The organism is Bradyrhizobium retamae (assembly GCF_001440415.1).
GTDB lineage: Bacteria > Pseudomonadota > Alphaproteobacteria > Rhizobiales > Xanthobacteraceae > Bradyrhizobium > Bradyrhizobium retamae.
This window is the reverse complement of record NZ_LLYA01000162.1, coordinates 48,944-67,294: the sequence shown is the minus strand read 5'-3', so window position 1 is coordinate 67,294 and position 18,351 is coordinate 48,944. Positions and strand designations below refer to the sequence as shown.

Below are 18,351 nucleotides of genomic sequence, written 5' to 3'. Positions count from 1 at the left end.
GGCGTAGACTGGTGCCGGAGTAGGAAAAACGCGCTTCCGCAATCCAGGATGCCGAGAATGGGTGAGGAAAGTCCCAGTGTCTTGGTTATCGATGACGATCCCGAGTTTCGCGACTCGGTCGTGCGGCTGTTGCGGACAGTCGGCTTACCTGCCCGACAATTTTCGTCTGTTACCGAGTTTCTCAAGGCGGATCCGCCGGACAGTCCCACTTGCCTGGTACTCGACGTGAGAATGCCGGGGCGAAGCGGTCTTGAGCTTCAGCGCGACCTTGTCGCCGCAAACAGGCAAGTGCCGATCATCTTCATCACAGCGCACGCCGACGTGCCGATGACCGTGCAAGCGATGAAGGGCGGCGCGATAGAGTTCCTTACAAAGCCATTCCGTGATCAGGATCTGCTCGACGCCATCGAGGCCGGCCTCGCTCGCGATCGAGCCCGTCGAGAGAGTGATAGCGCATTGGCTGCCCTCAAGGAGCGTTTCGACATGCTCAGCTCCCGCGAGCGTGAAGTTATGCTCGGCGTCGTGGCCGGTCGCCTGAACAAACAGATTGCCAACGATATCGGCATCGCCGAATCCACGGTGAAGGTGCATCGCGTGAACCTGATGCGGAAGATGAAGGCACGGTCGCTTCCCGAGCTCAGCCGGATGGCGGACCTTCTCAATATAAGACTAGAGCACCCGCAGCACCCCTGAGCGGGAAAGGCATGTCCTCGGTGTTTTCGTGCGAGGGCGCCATCTACTCGCAAATTACGTCTACCGAATTTTGCTGCGCCGCTGATCTTCTCGCTTAGGTGCCCATACGGCTAACGCATTCGGGGCGCGAGGTTTTACGCCCTCACGTCTAAGCGATCGCTTAGCACAGGCAGCGACAAGCGAACCTCACAGTACCTCCGCGCAATCGACCGTGGCGCCCCAAGCCATCAAAAATACGGCCGTTGACAGTCACCGAGGTCGCCTTCCCCCTCTTGGTAAACGACCACGAGCCCGAATCCGGACAGGGCGACGCAAGGCTCGTCAGTATAGACAGCGGCAACTTGACGGAGAACAGAACAACCCATGGAGCTTCATCAAGTTCGCTACTTCCTCGCCGTCGCGTCCACACTCAACTTCACCCGTGCAGCCGAGCAGTGCAATGTCACGCAGCCCGCCCTGACCAAGGGGGTGCAGAAGCTCGAGCAGGAACTCGGCGGCCAGTTGATCTACCGCGAACGCCAGCTGACGCAGCTCACCGACCTTGGAAAGGAAGTCCTTCCGATGCTGGAGCGCACACTGGCATCGGCAGAGGCGGTGCGTCGCAGGGCCCAGGAGTTCCAACGCAAGGAGGTCGCGCCACTGAAGATCGGCCTCGCCCCTTCCATCTCGGCGTCGCTCGTCCTCGATCTGATCGCGGAGATCACAAAGTTTGTCCCTGGATTTCACATCGAGTTGCGCGAGGGCGCGGCGGAGAAGCTCGTCGACCTCTTGCTCGAGGGGGAGATCAACGCCGCAATGGTCGGGGACGTGCAGGACATGCCTGACCGCATCGACGACTGGTCACTGTTCGAGGAGCGTTACGTCGCGCTTCTCGCGCTGACACACGAGCTCGCAAACCGTCTCTCGATCGGCATCGACGACCTCCGCGAGACCGTCTTGCTGGAACGCGCTGGATGCGACGTCACCCCGAAAATCCAACGGTCGTATTTCCCCGAGGAACCGCTCCACCTCGGGCACAGCAGCGGTAGCGACTTGCACCTGCAGCACATGGCCGCGGCTGGCTTCGGCGTGATACTCGCGCCCGAGCACATGCCGCACCTTCCGACGCTCAAGACGATTCCGCTCGAAGGCGACCTGGCTTCTCGGGAGGTGCGCCTACTGGCTGTGCAGGGGCGCCGCTACTCGCCGGCGCTGGACGCTTTCGTCAAGGTCGCTCGCCTTCGCGACTGGTCGGTCGTCATTCGCACGGCGCGAAAATCGTGGAATGTGTCCAGCATCCGAGGAGAGCGTGCGGCGCATGCGTTCAATGCGGCTACTTCAAAAGCTACCTAAATGCGCTGCGCATGAAGCAAAGGCGCGTGGAGGTTCGCTGATCGCAATTTCGTCTCAGAAGATTGAAGAGTAAAAACGTCGCTTCGAGGTGCGATGCGGCTAGTGGCATTCCTCGCTACGTCATCAGCGACGAGGCGGGCGACCATAACGATCATCTATCGACTCTATGGCGAGAGGTGATTTCCCTTGCCTGCGTCGCAAGATCACTCTCCAAGAGCATGGTTCGATCAATCTCAGGATCAGGAGCCGCGATGGCGCTGCGTCGGCAACGGGTGTTGATTGAACGATAAAAATGGTGCGAAGGAAAAAGACCCGGATGTCCCAGGAAGCCTACGATATTGTCATTGTTGGAGCGGGCGCGGCCGGCTGCGTTGTCGCGAGTTATCTCGCCGAACACACCGATGCGTCGATCGCGCTGATCGAAGCGGGCGATATGGATCGCGATCCGTTCATCCACATTCCCGCTGGCTTCGCTAATATACTGGTGCACGACCGGCATGTCTGGAAGTACGAGACGATCCCCCAGCACGGCACCAAGCGAGCCTATCGCTCAGGCAAGGTGCTCGGCGGCGGCTCCTCGATCAACGCGATGTGCTACGTCCGTGGTCAGATACGCGACTTCGCCGCGTGGCAGGACGCAGTCGGCGACACCGGCAAATGGTCGTATGAAGACCTGCTTCCCGTCTTCATGGCGCAGGAAGACAACGACACCTTCCACGACGAATATCACGGCATCGATGGAGGCCTGGCGGTCCAGCAGCCCAAGGGCATCAACAAGCTGAACCAATACTGCCTCAAGGCCTTCCAGGAATATGGGGTTCCCTTTAATCCCGACTATAACGGCAAGAGCCAGATCGGTGTCTCGCCGGTGCAGTCAACGGTCGGAAATCAGCGCCGGTGCAGCGCGGTCGACGCTTATCTGCGTCCGCACCTCGCCTCAGGCCGCGTCACTCTTCTCACCGGCAAGACCGTCATTCGAATTCTTATCGAAAACAAGCGGGCTGCCGGCATCGAGCTGAAGGACAACGGACTCGAGAGGATCAAGGCCCGCGAGGTCGTGCTGTCGGCCGGGGCCGTCCATAGCCCGAAGATCCTCATGCACTCGGGCATTGGACCGGCCGAGCACCTTCGCCAGCACGGCATCGCCGTGATCGTCGATTCTCCGGGGGTGGGCGAAAATCTCCACGACCACCCGATGGTACCGGTCCGTGCCTATGTGAAGGGCGATCTCGGCTACCAGGCGGCCGCGCAGGGACTCGGCACTGTGAAGGCGGGCCTGCGTTATCTCGTCACCAAGGATGGCCCCGCGTCGGGCAACGGCATCGAGACGGTTACCCACTGGAATCCGTCCGACTTCACCGCCGAACCCACGATCCAATGCTATCACGCTCCTGTCATCTTGAACGAGCAACTCAGCGCGACGGGCAACCGCTCGGGCGTCACCTTCGAACTCGTGGTGCTTCAGCCAAAGAGCCGTGGCTGGGTTCGGCTGGCCGACAGCGACCCGACGTCGATGCCCCTCATCAACCCGAACTTCATCGGCGAGGAGGAAGACTTGAGGGCCGCGGTGGAATCGGTGCGCGCGATCCGCGAGGTTATGGGCCAGGAGTCGTTAGCGTCGGTGATCGAGGAAGAGATGGATCCCGGCCCGCATATCCAGTCGGATGCGGAGATCGGCGAATGGGTGAGGCGCGTCGTGACGACGATGTGGCACCCGGTCGGAACGTGCCGGATGGGCCAGGATGCGCGAGCGGTGGTCGACGCTAGACTCAAAGTCCGCGGGGTCGACAGCCTCCGGGTGATCGACGCCTCGATTATGCCGAACATCACAAGCGGCAATACCAACGCCCCGACCCAGGCGCTCGCGCGCCACGCCACGGCGATGCTGGTCGAGGATCTGAAGCGGACCTAGGGAGTTCTGGCGCGAGCCGGCGACAGCGATGGCCGGTCTCCTGCCCACACCCGCCGGGAAGCGGCGCGGGAGGTGTCTATGCTCTTGTCATAAGGAGTAGGCGGGGGCTGTTCGTGATCGTGACCCGCTGCCACTCGGTGAACAGTTTCGCAAGATTGCTTGTTCAGAGCCATCGCCAGGCTAACAGCAAGACTCATCAACCCTGAAGGAGGGATCAAAATGAATATAGAAGACGCGAGAAAGCGCCGCGAGGCACCGCTCGACACGCCGAGCAATCTCGGCTCCAATGCCGCCAAGGATATTTCGGCCGCCCTTACTGTGCTTCTGGCGGACGTATTCGCGCTTTACGTCAAGACCAAGAACTTCCATTGGCACATATCAGGCCCGCATTTCCGGGATTATCACCTCCTTCTCGACGAGCAGGCCGAGCAGATCTTCGCGATGACGGACGAAATCGCCGAAAGAGCCCGCAAGATTGGCGGCACAACGATCCGCTCGATCGGCCACATCGCCAGGGTGAAGCATATTGAGGACAATGATGCGGATTTCGTTACACCTGAAGGCATGCTGGCCGAGCTGAAAGAAGATAACTTTGCGCTCACCCAGCGCATGCGGCAGACCCACAATGTCTGCGACGAACATGGCGATGTCGCCACGGCCAGCCTGATCGAAAACTGGATCGACGAGACGGAACGTCGCATATGGTTCCTGTTCGAGACGACCAGGAGAGCTTAAACCCGCGCGCACGCCACCCGCGAATCTCGGGTGACTGCCTACGCTCCCCGCAAAAAATCCTGTGCTTCAAGGCAGGGAAGACGTTAATCCTCTTGGGCTTTGACGTTAGACTCGTTCGCTTGGATTGGCATTTTGGCGACCGCCGCTCCCTAATGCCGTGAAGGATTCAATTGGGGTGCCCACAGGGAAGCCCCGCGGAACAAAACCGCTCAAAGTCGAGGAACGCTGAAGGGTAGACAATGTCGTCAAGGATCGCTGTGTGACGATCGAGTCATGCCATTCGCTATCCACTCGTCTGATTTCTTCCTCGGTATTGAGGCGCATGTTCACCTTCCAGCGCTTCGGGTTACTGCTTCCACAGTCCGCCGCCAGAGCGACGTAGCGGCGCCGTGCTAGCCACGAATCCGAATTATGCGTCCAGTCGTCCGTCGGGATGGCTATTTGAGCAGAAGCGCATAGTGGATATAGGCGCGGTGGCATAGCGCCGATGGGTAGTGCGAGCTACGTCATGCTCGATGCGTGTGTGTCGCTGAGGTAGTGGCCCCACTCTGAACTCCGACGACGACCGAAGGGAGTGCAAATGATGGTGGATGGATCTGAACCAGCCTTCGAAGTCGGTCTTTTCCCGATAAAGGTTGACCAAGAGGCCGAAGACGACCGCTTCTATCAGGCGCTTGTGCCCTTCGACTCTTTTGATGACGTAGTGCGGCGAGATCGGTATCGCCCTTTACCTAATGACTGGATCATCGCCGTTACGGACGTCAGCCATTCGACCGAAGCTATTGAACAAGGACGGTACCGCGAGGTGAATACGGCCGGCGCAGCGGTTCTTGCTGCCGTCAGCAATGCACTACCCGATCTACAGTTTCCGTCCACGTTCGGAGGAGATGGCGCGAGCTTCGCCGCGCCCAGCGCCTATTCGTCCATCGTCAAGGATACGTTGGCAAAAACCGCCGCTTAGGCTGAAGACGCATTGGGCCTCACGTTGCGCATTGCAGTCGTTCCTATCGCGGACATTCGCGCTCAGCACTTGGACGTTCTGGTAGCCCGCTTCGCGCCCTCTTCGAATGTCACCTACGCGATGTTTGCCGGTGGAGGGCTTGCCTGGGCAGAGCGCAAACTCAAGCAAGGCGGCTACACCGTCCCGCGCGCGCCCATGGGAGTAACAGCCGACCTCACAGGTCTTTCGTGCCGATTTGCGCCGATCAGTACCAAGCACGGCGTCATCTTGTCTCTTATCGTCGTTCCGCGCGATGATCCGACTTCATTCGTGGAACTCATACAGGAGCTCCTGCGGACGCTCCGTGCAGATGAGCCTGGCCTACATCCATTGCCTGCCGAAGGCCCGCTCCCCGCATTGACGGCCGACCATCTTGATCATGCCATCAAGAAAGGCAGCCGAAAGATGCCCTTTACGGTTTGGGCTGCGAAGTGCTCGCGCGCCATTCTGGCGCGGGCGGGCGCCCTACTGGAAATTCCTATTGGCGGCTTTCATGAAGATCGGTTCCGACGAGAGCTTGTGGAGAATACAGACTACCGAAAATTCGATGACGGCCTACGTATGACAGTGGACTGCTCATCTGAGCTCGCTGACGTCGTAGACGCACGCTTGGAAGAGGCTCAGCGACGAGGCGCATGCTTTTTTGGAACGCATCGACAGTTGGCCGCAAATCTTACGTGCTTTGTGCCATCACCCACGCAAGCTAATCACGTGCACTTCGTTGATGGTGCTTCTGGGGGCTACGCCTTTGCTGCGGTCAACTTGAAGCGAAATGTTGCGAGCAGCCTCGATACACAAGGAACTCGTGCTTTGGCTGCGCGCCTCCAACCCGTCAGGCACTCCGTTTAGGGTGGTTACCCTTCGGCTTTGCCCTCCTTGGCCATCCGCCGATAGTCGCTTGGATCTCGACCGTACGCCTTTCGAAAAGCTCGCACAAAACTTGAACGGCTCTCGTACCCCGCATTATGAGCAACGACGTCGATCGACATCGTCGTTGTCGTCAAATCGATCGCAGCCTGGCGCATTCTCAAGTCTCGCAAGATGACCATCGGGGATTGTCCAAAGATGTCCGAGAATCGCGCCATGAACGCCGAACGGCTCAATCCTGCACTGTGTGCCAAGCTTTGAACTGAATGGGCGGCTCCTGGCCGCGCCACCATATCTGCAAAAGCACGGGTGACCTGCCTGTCGGCAAGTATCGAGAATCGCTCAGTCCACCGCTGGGATGACCTGAGGGACCGTCGCACCAATGAGACAACGATTTGCTTGAGCAGAGACGCTGTCATGGCTCCAACGCCGACCTCTTGCTGTAGCAGCTCGTCCATAGCCTCGCGAAGCTTCAGATCGATCTTGTCCGCCGGCTCGAACTGCTCGATCACCGGTTCGCGGAGTTCTCCGAACAGCCTCACAGACTGACCAAAGGATGCGTTAAAAAAGCCGCATATCTGAACGATTTCGGGTTGCTCGTTCGGCACCGCGACGCGGAGGATGCCGTCTTGACGAGTCCAGCAGTCTCTCGAAATGAGCTTCGGTGGGCCACTTCCACCGTCAACCTCGATCGTGAACGGAGTGTTTGGCGGCACGATGATGAGCAAATGAGGGCTCAACGGCATCGTTGGTCCGCCGTTGATCGATATGCGTCCCACGCCACTCAAGTTGTAGTGGATCCCGGGTGCGTCAATCATTCCCATTTCGACTCGATGGCCGTGCGGCACCAGAAGCTCAGTCAGCGCGATGACATCGATGTCGAGCGCCTGCATCAAGTTGTTGAGGTCTGTTGTAGACAATTTGACAGTGGAACCCGCGAGCAGCGAAACGTTCTGCCCGACGAGAGCCCGCGTTGGAACCGCTTTCGAATTGCTCCGCATGACTGTAGTGGCCCTTTACTGCCTGGCTACCGGCGCCGATAGTGCTCCGAAGCCTGTTCTCCAAGGATCAGCGAGGGCGTCGCCATACTCGTTCGTACCACTGAACTTCGTCTCTTGCCATTCGACGAAATTAGGCCCCTGAACGGACCAGGCCGCAGTTCGGTTGCCGGCACTACCTGGCGAGCCCACATGACAGCTGCGAAGCGGATCGAGCTTGCAACCCGAGACGGCGTCCTTTTGAGAGGTGATTTCTTCCGAGCGGAGAACGCGAACGCTCCCATAGTCGTTATGCTCGGTGACTTTAGTCCCGGACCGTCATCCCGTGCGCGCTGCGACGCGCGCGGGATGACGGGAAAGGACTAAGACGACGACTTCAGCGAATTTGTATCGATCGGCAGGCTGCGCACACGCTTGCCGGTCGCGGCGAAGATCGCATTGGTCACTGCAGCACTGACAATGGCTGTCGGAGCTTCACCAACGCCACCCGGAGCTTCTGCGTTCTTGATCAAATGCGTCTCCACTACCGGCACCTCGTCGATACGCATCGGCAGATAGGTGTCGAAATTGCTCTGCTCGACGCGTCCATCCTTGAAAGTGATCGAGCCATGGAGCGCGGCGGTCAGCCCGAAAAGCGTTCCACCCTGAACCTGCGCTTCGATCGTATCGGGATTGACGTACATGCCGCAATCAATCGCACAGACGATCCGCTTGACTTTGACAGAGCCATCGGCCGCGACTTCGACCTCGGCGACTTGCGACGTGTAGCTTCCGTATGCGAATTGTACCGAAATCCCGCGGCCATGCCGCGCGGGAAGTGGTGATCCCCACCCCGCTTTTTCCGCAGCAAGCGACAGAACAGCAAGCGCTCGCGGATTATGGCCAAGCAATCCCTTGCGATAAGCGACAGGATCCTGCTTCGCGGCATGAGCAAGCTCATCTATGAAGCTTTCGACCACAAAAACATTGTGGGTCGGTCCGACGCCGCGCCACCAAGACGTCCGGATACCAGGGGGCTCGACCCGGACAAAGTCGACGTGGATATTGGGCAGTGCATAGGGCGGCGCGGCCGCCGCTTCTACGGCATCGGGGTCCAATCCGTCCTTGACGTAAGGCGGATAATAGCGAGCCATGACTGAGGAGCCGGCGATCCGATGCGTCCAGGCAACCGGCTTGCCCGCGGCATCAAGTCCGGCCGACAGCCGATCGAGATAGTACGGCCGATACATATCATGCTGGATGTCTTCCTCGCGGCTCCAGATCACCTTCACCGGGCCGTCGACGTGCTTGGCGATCTTGACGGCGAGGATCGTGCCATCAGCTTCCAGCCTTCGGCCGAAGCCACCGCCAATCAGATGATTGTGAATTTTGATCGCATCCTTCGGCAGCCCGGTGAGTTCGGCCACCTGAGACTGCGTGATCGTAGGCGCCTGTGTCCCGACCCAAATGTCGCAACGATCCTTCTGCAGACGAACGGTGCAGTTCATCGGCTCCATCGCCGCATGGGCCAGGAAAGGCACCTGATAGATCGCGTCAACCCGTTGCGTTGCCTCCGCAAGTGCCTTCCCAACATCTCCGACGTTACAGGCGACAGCGCCCGGTTTTCTGGATTCCTCCTCCAATTGCTTGACGATATCGGCGTTGCTGACCTTGCCGTTCGGCCCGTCGTCCCACGTGATGGCGGCGGCCTCGAGCCCCTTCTTCGCCGCACCCGTGTGATCCGCCACCACGGCAACAGCTTCATCGATATTGACCACCTGCCGGACGCCCTTCACCGCCAGCGCGGCCTTCTGGTCCACCGTTTTCGCTTTGCCACCGAGCACAGGCGAGATAGCAACTGCGGCGACCTTCATACCCGGCTGTCGCGTATCGATGCCGTAGAGCGCGCTCCCGTCGATCTTTATCGATGAATCCACGCGCTTGGCACGCGTGCCGATCAGGGTGAAATCCTTCGGATCCTTCAATTTGACGTTTGTTGCAGGCGGCACAGGCAATTTCGCCGCAGCCTCCGCAAGTTCGCCGTAGCTCAGATGCTTCGAGCCCGACGCGTCGAACACGACGCCATCCTTGGCGCGGCACGTCGCTGGATCGACTTTCCAACGCTTTGCGGCCGCCGCAATCAGCAGATTACGACCGATGGCCCCCGCCAAACGCAGCGGTGTCCAGAAGGCGCGGACAGAGGCGGAACCACCTGTATTTTGAATGCCTATGATCGAGTTGGCGTAAAGCGCATGATTTGGCGGCGCATGCTGAACCTGAATCTGGTCAAGTTTCACCTCCAGTTCTTCAGCGAGAAGCATTGAGAGCGACGTGTAAACCCCCTGTCCCATCTCGACCATCGGCATGACCAGGGTCACGGCGCCGGTTGAATTGATCCGTATAAATCCGTTCGGCGCGAAAGTACCCGTGACCTCGTTTTCGACCACCTGCGAAGCAGGCGCCGCGAAGACGGACTCCGTTCTTGCACCGGTCAGCGCAAAACCAAGCAGCAAACCCGTGCCCTGAAAAAGGGCGCGCCGCGACATCGCTGTTTCATCGACAATCTGCTCTTTCAGAACAAGCTCATCCATGATTTCAAACTCCTGCAGCATGCTTGATCGCGGCGCGGATGCGGTGATAGGTGCCGCATCGGCAGACATTGCCCGACATGGCGGCGTCGATGTCATCATCGGTCGGCTTCGGCGTCTCCTTCAGGAGCGCCGCCGCCGACATGATCTGGCCGGACTGGCAGTAGCCGCACTGCACCACCTCCAGTTCCAGCCATGCCTTCTGCAAGGCCGCGCCCTGCGGCGTCCGGCCGATCGCCTCGATCGTGGTGATCACATTGTCGCCGACACTGTCGACCGGCGTCTGGCAGGACCGGACCGGCTGGCCGCCAAGATGCACGGTGCAGGCGCCGCACAGTGCCTGGCCGCAGCCGAACTTGGTCCCGGTCATGCCGAGCACGTCGCGCAGCACCCACAAAAGCGGGATGTCGCCGTCGACATCGACCTTACGGGGTGTGCCGTTGATCTTTAACGTGAAAGCCATGGATCCCTCTTGAACGCGTTGGGAGTGAGCGGTTAGCCGACGAACGCCCACACATTGAAGTTTCTTCGGCAGAATCAAGTTGCCCGATGCGGTATATTCGGGGAGATAGCGCGTCCTCGTCGGTGCGCGGAGTCGTTGGATTCGGACTGAGGTTGCGCTGGGCGTTACTCGATGAAATCTGCGACAGTGGCAGCCAATGATCGCCGCGCGGGACGAAATTTTCTAATAACCGGGAAGTATAGTTTCCATAGCAGCGGGGAATACAGCTGCGACGGACCTCTTTGCCATTCGTAAATCAAGGCAAGTGTGCAGGACGCGACGGCATTGATTGCCGATACAGCGACTGAATGCGGACTAGACTTTTGGCCTCCTACTCGGCAAACGGCCGCCGGCCAGTTTCGTCACCGTTTGTTTTCTCCAGAACAGGCCGAGGAACCGCCTCTCGTCGACGCCAGACCTCGATGGTCCGCTCGCTCCACGACCGTGATCTGGGCACCATGCGTGAAGTGTCAGCTGAGCCGGCATCGATGGAAATGAGGCCCATGCACGAAAAGATTCACCTTGGATCCGGAAACGTCACAAATTTCGTCCCGATCAAGTAGGCCGAGTTCGGGTCGTTGCACGACTATGCGGGTCAACCCCGCTGCTAGCAAGATGATGCTGACGGTCCCAGCCACGACCCGCATTGCTGCCTTACTCGAGCGTGATATCGGCGGATTTGATGATTCCGCCCCATCTCGCGCGTTCGGCATCGATGAACCGGGCTGTTGCTGGAATGTCCATGGGGGCGGGGGTGACCCCGAGCTTCGCAAATTGGTGCTGGATATCGGGCTCTTTCAAAATTTCGGTGATGGCAAAATTGAGTTTTGCAAGTATGGCTGGCGGAGTCTTGCCGGGGGCTACCAACGCAAACCATGTCACAGAAGAAAATTCGCTCACGCCGTCTTCGCGGACGGTCGGAATGTCGGGAAGCGAAGACGAGCGCTCGGCGCCGCAGACGCCGAGTATGCGAAGCTTTCCGCTCTGGTGCAGGCTCATTGATGAGCCGAGATTGTCAAAGAACAGATCGACGGTTTCGCCCATGACGTCCTGCAGGGCAGGCGCCGTCCCGCGATAAGGGATGTGCACCATCTGGGTGCCCGTAAGTTTCTGAAACAGAATGCTTGTCAGATGAGACGTTGATCCATTGCCTTGAGAGGCAAATGTAACCTTGCCCGGATTTGCCTTGGCATAGGCGATCAGTTCTTGCACGGTCCTTGCTGGGAAGTTTGGCCGCACGTCGAGCACGTTCGGCGCCGTTCCGAGCACAATGATCGGCATCAGATCTGCGGGCCGGTATGATAGCTTCTTGTAGAGGTTCTCGTTGATCACGATCGGACCGGGAGGACTTGCCAGCAGCGTATAGCCATCCGCGACACTGCTTGCGACCGCCTCGGCGCCGATATTGCCACCGGCGCCCGATCGATTCTCGATGATGACAGGTTGATTCCATTTCTGACGCAGCCTCTCGGCCACAAATCTCGGCAGGATATCGGCGGTGCCTCCGGCCGGAAATGGCACGATGATCTTGATGGTTTGCGAGGGATAATTCGCGGCGTCGTCAGCGCGGCCATCGATGGCGCATAGCAGTGGGATTGCAGTGATGGCGACCGAGAAAAAGAGCGATGTTGCTGTTCTCATGATTGGATCGATACCGGTTGAGGATCGTATGAAGCGGATGGTCCCGAATCGACGAAGGCATCGGCAAAAAACTCGGCTTCGGGCAAGCCGTGATCTGCCGTAAAGCCGCGCTGCGCAGCGTCAACCATTTTTGGATTGCCGCAGGCATAGACCTGCACCCCCGACAGATCCGTGTGGTCTTCGCGGACTGCATTGTGGACGAGCCCGGCGCGGCCCGGCCATGACGCTGCGTCTGAAAGCACTGGCGTGAACGAGAACCAGTGCAGCCGCCGCTGCCAGTTTGCGGCAAGATCAAACAGATAGATATCTTCGCGCGTGCGCGCGCCCCAATAGAGATGCATCGCGCGGTCATTGCCTGCGTGAATCGCCGTCTCGACGATCGACTTGATCGGCGCGAATCCGGTGCCGCTGGCGAGCAGGATGACGGGCCGCGGCGACACGCGCAGATGGAAGTCGCCATGAGGGATTTCGACCTGCAATCGGTCGCCGGCCGCCAATCCCGAAAGGATTTTCTCCGAGAACTTTCCGTTCGGAACATGCCGGATGTGCAATTCCGCGCCGTCATTGTGGCGCGACGCATTCGCCATCGAGAAATTCCGGCGATCGCCGTCTTCCATGACGACCTGCAGATACTGACCAGCCTTGAACGGCGCTCGCAGGCCGATCGGAAAGCGCAACGTCAGGATGGTCACATCAGGCGCAGGCCGGGCGAGCCTGTACACGGTCGCCGTGATGGTCTTGCGGCGAAAGATATCGATCCGTTCAAAGCGCTTGGGGCGGATGGTCAGGTCGGCACGTGGCTGGGCTCGGCACACCAATGCCGAGCCGTCTCGCGCCGTTCGCCGGCCCCTGCCGCGCTGCTCGACTTCGCCGGAGAGCAGCACGGCCTCGCAGGTGTTGCAGACACCCTTGCGGCAGGACGAGGGCATCGAATAGCCGGCGCGCTCGGCGGCGTCGAGCACGAACTCGCGCGGTTCGCATGGAAAGGACAGCTCGCTTTCGGCGACGTGGACGGTGAACGTCATGCCGCACTCTCCGAAGCGAGCTTTGGCGCCGCCGGAAGGTTGCCGATCAGCCGAAGGGCGCGCAGCACGGCCGATGGATCGGCCTTGTCCTGCCCGGCAATATCGAACGCACTGCCATGGCCGACGCTCGAGAACAGCACGCCTGCGCCGACCGATAGCGCCGATGCGTTCCGGCCGGCGAGCAGCTTGACCGGAATATGGCCCTGGTCGTGATAGATCGCGACAAACCCGTCGATATCCTTGCGGCCGAGTATGATATCGGCGCCGACGGGTCCCTCGGCCAGGATGCCGGCCTTGCGCAGCCGATCGACGGCCGGCGCCGTGATGCGATCGTCGTCGTCGCCGAACAACCCGTTCTCGCCGGCATGCGGGTTGATGCCGAAAATGCCGATCCGGGGATTTGCGACGCCCAGACGTTGCAAGGTGGCGGCACATGCCATGCCCGCCTCTTCGATAAGATCGGGGGTCAGGCGGGCCAGCGCGTGATGGATGCGCTCATGCAGCGTGGCATGAAGAATGCGCAGGCCGCCACCAACCAGCATCATGAAGACCTTGTCCTCCGGCGTATGCGTGAGCCGCGCGATCAGGTCGGGATATCCCGAAAACGGGATGCCGGCGGCGTTGACCGCTGTCTCGTTATGCGGGCATCCGACGATGGCGTCGGCTGCGCCGCCGCGAACCAGGCCGACGGCGGCTTCCACATAAGCGACGGTTGCACGGCCGGCCGCGGCATCGATATTTCCCGGCCGGAAACTGGCGGACGGCAACGCATCGACCGCATGGAACAAGATACCGCCGGTCCCCGCAGGCGATGAGGTCCCGGCTTGCCGAAGGTGTGCATCGCCGGCGTAGCGTTCGCCATAGTGCCGGATCACATGCTCGTCCCCGAGCAGAATCACCCGGATATCGTCCCTGCCGGCCATTTCGACCGCCGCTTTCAGCGCGATCTCGGGGCCGATTCCGTTCGGATCGCCGATCGTCAGCGCTATCGTCTTGCCGCCGCTCACAGTGGTAACGCCAGCAACGTGTCAAAACGCGAGCTGTCACAGACGACGATCCGCTCGCGAATTTTCGGCGCACCTCCGTTCAGGCGATAGACATCCAGGTAGCGGCCGGTGGCATAGACGTCGGTCGCGCCGCCGCGCATGATGCGCACGACGAAGAAGGAGGTTTCGCTGCTGACTTCCGCGGCGTCTTCCGCCAGTATCCATGGCTGGCCAAGGAAATGCCGGTAGACGTGGCGCTCATAGATGTTGGCTTCACGTAGCGAGGCCACCCGATCGCATAGCATGCCCCGCGAATTGGCGAAGATCACGCCGGCTTCCAAACCCAGTGCGTAATTGTCCGCTGTCGTGATCTTGTAGGTGCAATTCTCCTCAAAGAAGTCGGGCCAGGCTTCGAGCTGGCCGTTGTCGATGCAGCGCACATAGGCGCCTTGCACATGATTGATCAGGTTGACGACGTCTTGAATCACGCTTCGGCTCCTACATGCCCATCCGGGCGCGATAGGCTTTCCAGAACCCTCGTACCGACGCCTCGGTGACGCGGCTTTCGCTGCTGTCGGTGCCCGCACCGCCCATCTCGATGACCGCTTGCTCGCAGCTGGCGCCGGCGATGCCGCGCTGCACGAAGCCGCCGACGCAGCCATCTTCCATAGAAATGTACCCGGCCGGGCCAACGAGGTTGGCTTGCTTGAGGCGCACGAGCCGTTGCTCCGGCGTATCTTCGGCGAAGCCGAGTAGCGTCCAGTGCAGGTCGGTTTGCCCGGTTCCGCGCGGCACGACCTGGCGCACCGCAATCGCGTTCTGGATCTGCTGCAAGACGAATGTCGGAAACACCGACAGGATCTGCAGCGTCACGTTGTCAGGAAATTCCTTGAAGCTCTGCAGCAGGGAAGGATCGGCCAGCTTGAACTCACTGTCCGAGCGGATGTCCTGCTCGGCGTATTCATTGTCCTTCGCGCCGTCGGGCTCGATTGCCGAGAAGCTGATGTGGTGGCCGCCTGAGGGATCCACGATTATGCCGCCCGTCTGCGACAGGCGATTGAGCTCGAACGTGGTGAAGAACAGATGCAGGATGCTGGCATGATAGGAGTCCTTGACGTTCTCCACGTATAGTTTCCAGTTGTTCGGAAGCGCCTGCGTAAAGCGGCCGAGCACCACCGGTGTACGGCCGTTCATGATCCGGCCTATCCGCGAATAAATCTCTTCGCCCAAATGCTCTTCGAGCGGCGGAACGTCGTTGGAAAAGCTTCCGAACACGATTCCGAATGCTTCCGCGAGACGGAGCTTGCGCGGATTATGTTCCTCCATGCAGAACGAGGCGGGCATCCCACCCTTGCCTTTGATGCCGTCCTTGAACGCGACGCCCTTGAGGTTGCCTTGCCGGTCGTAGGTCCAGGCGTGATAGACGCAACTGAAATCCTTGGTGTTCCCGCGCGGCTCGAGCGCGATCAGAGCGCCGCGATGAGCGCAGCGATTCTCGAATGCGTACAACTCGCCGTCTGAATCCCGGGCGACGATCACCGAGGTGTCGCCGACAAACGTCGTGATGAAGTCGCCGGTGTTCTTCAGTTCGACCGAGAGACACAGGTAATTCCACGACGGACCCTGGAAGATCAGCTTCTGCTCCGCCGCGTAGGTGTCCCGGTCCTGGAATATCCAGTAGGGCACACGGGTCAGGCTTTCGCTCGGCCAGCTCTGTCCGGGTTCGCTTTTGCTGTGGATGATCTGATCCAGCATGGATGCCTTCCTGACGCGAATTTGACGGCTCGTCGGTTTTGTTCGATTATCGAACAAGTGTCCAAGTCAAGATCACCCTGAAAAAGGCGATTGTCAATATGACCGGTAAGACATCCAAATCCGTTCAGGGAATCCAACGACTGCCGGAGGGCATGGGTGGCCTCGCCAAAGGTCTCGCGATCATTGAGGCGTTCTCGCCCGATCGGACCCGCATGACGGTTTCCGACGCGGCGATATCGGCCGGCACGTCACGCGCCTCGGCGCGGCGGTGCCTGCTCACTCTGGTCGAACTTGGTTATCTCGAGTTCGACGGCAAGTATTTCCGGCCGCAGCCGCGCCTGCTTGGACTTGGTAACGCCTATTCGGAGACGCGGTCGCTTCCCGTCGTCGCGCAACCATTCCTCGCCGCCGCGCGCAACGAGCTCCAGGAGTCGATTTCGCTTGCGATCCTGGACCGGGATGCCGCCCTTTTCGTGGCCCGCGCCGAAGCCGAGCGATTGGTGACGACCGGCATTGGGCTGGGCACTCGCATCGACCTGTATTGCTCGGCAACGGGGCGGGTCTTGCTCTCCGCCTGGCGCGACGAGCAGATCGCGGCTTATCTTGGCCGCACCAGATTCGCGGCAAGGACCAAGCACAGCCTCATCAAGGCATCGGCCATTTGCGATGCCGTGCAAAAAGCGAAACGTCTTGGCTACGCGGTCACCGATGAGGAGCTGGAAATCGGGTTGCGATCGATCGCGGTGCCGGTGGTGGACTCGCGGGGATCGGTGGTGGCGGCGATGAGCGCGAGCGCGTCATCGGCGCGGATTACCGTCCAGCAGATGATCAAGGGCTTTGTGCCAGTATTGCGGCGGCACGCCGACGGCCTGGGGCGCGTATTGTAGGGGCGTTGTCCGTCGTGGAAACCGAACGGCGTGCCAAGCTTGCGGCCTTCGGGACTGAATCTCAAACGACGCAACCGATGTCGTGACAATGATGCGGCCTGCACCTCTACATCTCCCTGCTGCGGTGTAGTTGACTATTTGATTGCGAGTATTCCGGATATGGGAACCCACTTCGTTCCGTCGAAACGCTGGGGTCGAAGCGATTTTATCAGCCGGTAATCGTCGCGGCTCGTATTCACGGTGATGCCCGGAATCAGGCCCGGGAGTTTCACCTCTTTCAGGGAGGTGGCCTGCTTCATGATGTTTTCGGGCGAAAGGTCTGATCCGCAGGCTTCGAGAACCTTCGTCATCAGCATGGCCACGTTCCAACCAGTGAAGTTCAGCTGCTCCTCGATATCGCCTTCCGGATAATACTTCTTCATGAAATCCAGCCATTCAAGATAGCCGGGGTCTTTCACCCACTCGGGATCGCCAACCGTCTTGGTCGGCGTCGCTGATATCGCACCCTTTGCATACTCCAGTCCGGCCGGCCGCAGGATCGTCGCAACGAAATTGCTGCCGATCGGCAGGAACTGCTGGGCGCGCCAGCCGATTTCGCCGGCCTTGCGGATCGCCTGCGTGGTGAACTTTCCAGTCGATGCATTCAGGAACACGTTTGCATTGGTGCTGGCCAGCGAAACGACCTGCGAATCCACCGTGGGCGATGTGACCTCGTACGGAGTTGCGGCGATAATCTCGGCCTTGGGGTCGAGCCGGGCCAATTCTGCCTTGAAGCTGCGAAGATACTCCCGGCCGTAATCGTCGTTCTGGTAGAGCACCGCGACGCGAGCCGCCGGAATCGTGCTGGATACGAGCCTTGCATAAACGGTCGCTTCAGTGCTGAACAAGGTCATCCCCGAAAGCGTGTATGGGCTGGCATGGGGATCGGCAAAGCGATCGCTTGCCGCAAAGACGAAAAGCTGCGGGACCTTTCGGCTGTTCAGATATTTCTGCACCGCTGCATTCTGCGCCGTGCCCATGCTGCCGAATATCGCAACTGCGCCATCGCTCTCGACCAGCCGGCGTGTCTGTTCGACGGCCTTAGGCGGGCTATAGGCATCATCCAGCGAGATCAGCTTGACCCTGCGGCCGTTGATCCCGCCCTTGTCGTTGATCATCTCGAAGTAGCGGGTCTGAACCTTGCCGACCGCGCTGAGCGCGGACGCAGGCCCGCTGTACGGCATGGTTTGCCCGAGAATCAGTTCCTCCGCCCTGGACGGCGAGACTGCAACGGCCAATGCGGCGACCAAAATCCAGCATGTGCTCCGCATGCCTTCCTCCCATCTTGTTGTTAGATCAGTTTGTCTTCCGTGGAAGGTATATTGTCAAGCTTGCATCGCGGCGGCAAATGGTCGCCCTTCGGCTAACATCACCGGCGACCCGGCGGGGGAAAGCCGCCGGGCGACACCGAA

14 protein-coding genes and 1 pseudogene are annotated in these 18,351 nt (G+C 60.0%); 6 read left to right on the top strand and 9 right to left on the bottom strand.

Going from position 1 to position 18,351, the window contains the following annotated elements:
- Window positions 1-57: 57 nt before the first annotated feature.
- The 5 genes and pseudogenes from CQ13_RS22905 (at window position 58) to CQ13_RS22880 (ending at window position 6,521) form a co-directional block, all read left to right on the top strand.
- Entirely contained in the window at window positions 58-693 is a 636-nt protein-coding gene (locus CQ13_RS22905) for a response regulator transcription factor (protein ID WP_057845095.1), read from the top strand.
- A 363-nt stretch (window positions 694-1,056) separates the two neighbouring features.
- Window positions 1,057-2,025 (top strand): LysR family transcriptional regulator, encoded by a 969-nt coding sequence (locus CQ13_RS22900; RefSeq protein WP_245309270.1) that lies wholly within the window; start codon window positions 1,057-1,059, stop codon window positions 2,023-2,025.
- Window positions 2,026-2,341: 316 nt separating this feature from the next.
- The gene (locus CQ13_RS22895; protein WP_057845094.1) at window positions 2,342-3,937 is read left to right on the top strand and encodes a GMC family oxidoreductase; all 1,596 of its coding nucleotides are present in this window, start codon (window positions 2,342-2,344) and stop codon (window positions 3,935-3,937) included.
- A 219-nt stretch (window positions 3,938-4,156) separates the two neighbouring features.
- The gene (locus CQ13_RS22890; RefSeq protein ID WP_057845093.1) at window positions 4,157-4,672 is read left to right on the top strand and encodes a Dps family protein; all 516 of its coding nucleotides are present in this window, start codon (window positions 4,157-4,159) and stop codon (window positions 4,670-4,672) included.
- Between the two features lie 580 nt (window positions 4,673-5,252).
- Window positions 5,253-6,521 (top strand): annotated as a pseudogene (locus CQ13_RS22880) (DUF3095 domain-containing protein).
- Between the two features lie 5 nt (window positions 6,522-6,526).
- Here the strand turns inward: CQ13_RS22880 and CQ13_RS22875 are convergent.
- The 8 genes from CQ13_RS22875 to CQ13_RS22840 all read right to left on the bottom strand — a co-directional run bounded on the left by CQ13_RS22875 (window position 6,527) and on the right by CQ13_RS22840 (window position 16,013).
- A complete protein-coding gene (locus tag CQ13_RS22875; protein WP_057845090.1) occupies window positions 6,527-7,540 on the bottom strand; it encodes a helix-turn-helix transcriptional regulator in 1,014 nt (337 codons plus the stop codon).
- A gap of 359 nt (window positions 7,541-7,899) precedes the next feature.
- On the bottom strand, window positions 7,900-10,107 hold the full coding sequence (locus CQ13_RS22870) for a xanthine dehydrogenase family protein molybdopterin-binding subunit (RefSeq protein WP_057845113.1): 2,208 nt from the start codon (window positions 10,105-10,107) through the stop codon (window positions 7,900-7,902).
- A 4-nt stretch (window positions 10,108-10,111) separates the two neighbouring features.
- Window positions 10,112-10,567 (bottom strand): (2Fe-2S)-binding protein, encoded by a 456-nt coding sequence (locus tag CQ13_RS22865; RefSeq protein ID WP_057845089.1) that lies wholly within the window; start codon window positions 10,565-10,567, stop codon window positions 10,112-10,114.
- Window positions 10,568-11,260: 693 nt separating this feature from the next.
- Window positions 11,261-12,247, bottom strand: coding sequence for a Bug family tripartite tricarboxylate transporter substrate binding protein (locus tag CQ13_RS22860; protein ID WP_057845088.1), 987 nt, complete (start codon window positions 12,245-12,247; stop codon window positions 11,261-11,263).
- Window positions 12,244-13,272 carry a 2Fe-2S iron-sulfur cluster-binding protein gene (locus CQ13_RS22855; protein WP_057845087.1) on the bottom strand — a complete coding sequence of 343 codons (1,029 nt, stop codon included), beginning with the start codon at window positions 13,270-13,272 and terminating at the stop codon, window positions 12,244-12,246. Before CQ13_RS22855 ends, CQ13_RS22860 begins: the two co-directional genes overlap by 4 nt.
- A complete protein-coding gene (locus CQ13_RS22850) occupies window positions 13,269-14,279 on the bottom strand; it encodes a PdxA family dehydrogenase (protein WP_057845086.1) in 1,011 nt (336 codons plus the stop codon). The genes CQ13_RS22855 and CQ13_RS22850 overlap by 4 nt, the downstream gene beginning before the upstream one ends.
- Complete coding sequence (locus CQ13_RS22845) at window positions 14,276-14,746, bottom strand: aromatic-ring-hydroxylating dioxygenase subunit beta (protein ID WP_057845085.1); 471 nt, start codon at window positions 14,744-14,746, stop codon at window positions 14,276-14,278. Before CQ13_RS22845 ends, CQ13_RS22850 begins: the two co-directional genes overlap by 4 nt.
- 10 nt (window positions 14,747-14,756) lie before the next feature.
- Window positions 14,757-16,013 (bottom strand): aromatic ring-hydroxylating dioxygenase subunit alpha, encoded by a 1,257-nt coding sequence (locus tag CQ13_RS22840; RefSeq protein ID WP_057845084.1) that lies wholly within the window; start codon window positions 16,011-16,013, stop codon window positions 14,757-14,759.
- 98 nt (window positions 16,014-16,111) lie between these two features.
- On the opposite strand from CQ13_RS22840, the gene CQ13_RS22835 reads away from it, so the two are divergent.
- A complete protein-coding gene (locus CQ13_RS22835) occupies window positions 16,112-16,900 on the top strand; it encodes an IclR family transcriptional regulator domain-containing protein (RefSeq protein ID WP_245309269.1) in 789 nt (262 codons plus the stop codon).
- A 134-nt stretch (window positions 16,901-17,034) separates the two neighbouring features.
- Here the strand turns inward: CQ13_RS22835 and CQ13_RS22830 are convergent, their stop codons facing one another.
- Window positions 17,035-18,210 carry an ABC transporter substrate-binding protein gene (locus tag CQ13_RS22830; RefSeq protein WP_063800124.1) on the bottom strand — a complete coding sequence of 392 codons (1,176 nt, stop codon included), beginning with the start codon at window positions 18,208-18,210 and terminating at the stop codon, window positions 17,035-17,037.
- Window positions 18,211-18,351 lie beyond the last annotated feature (141 nt).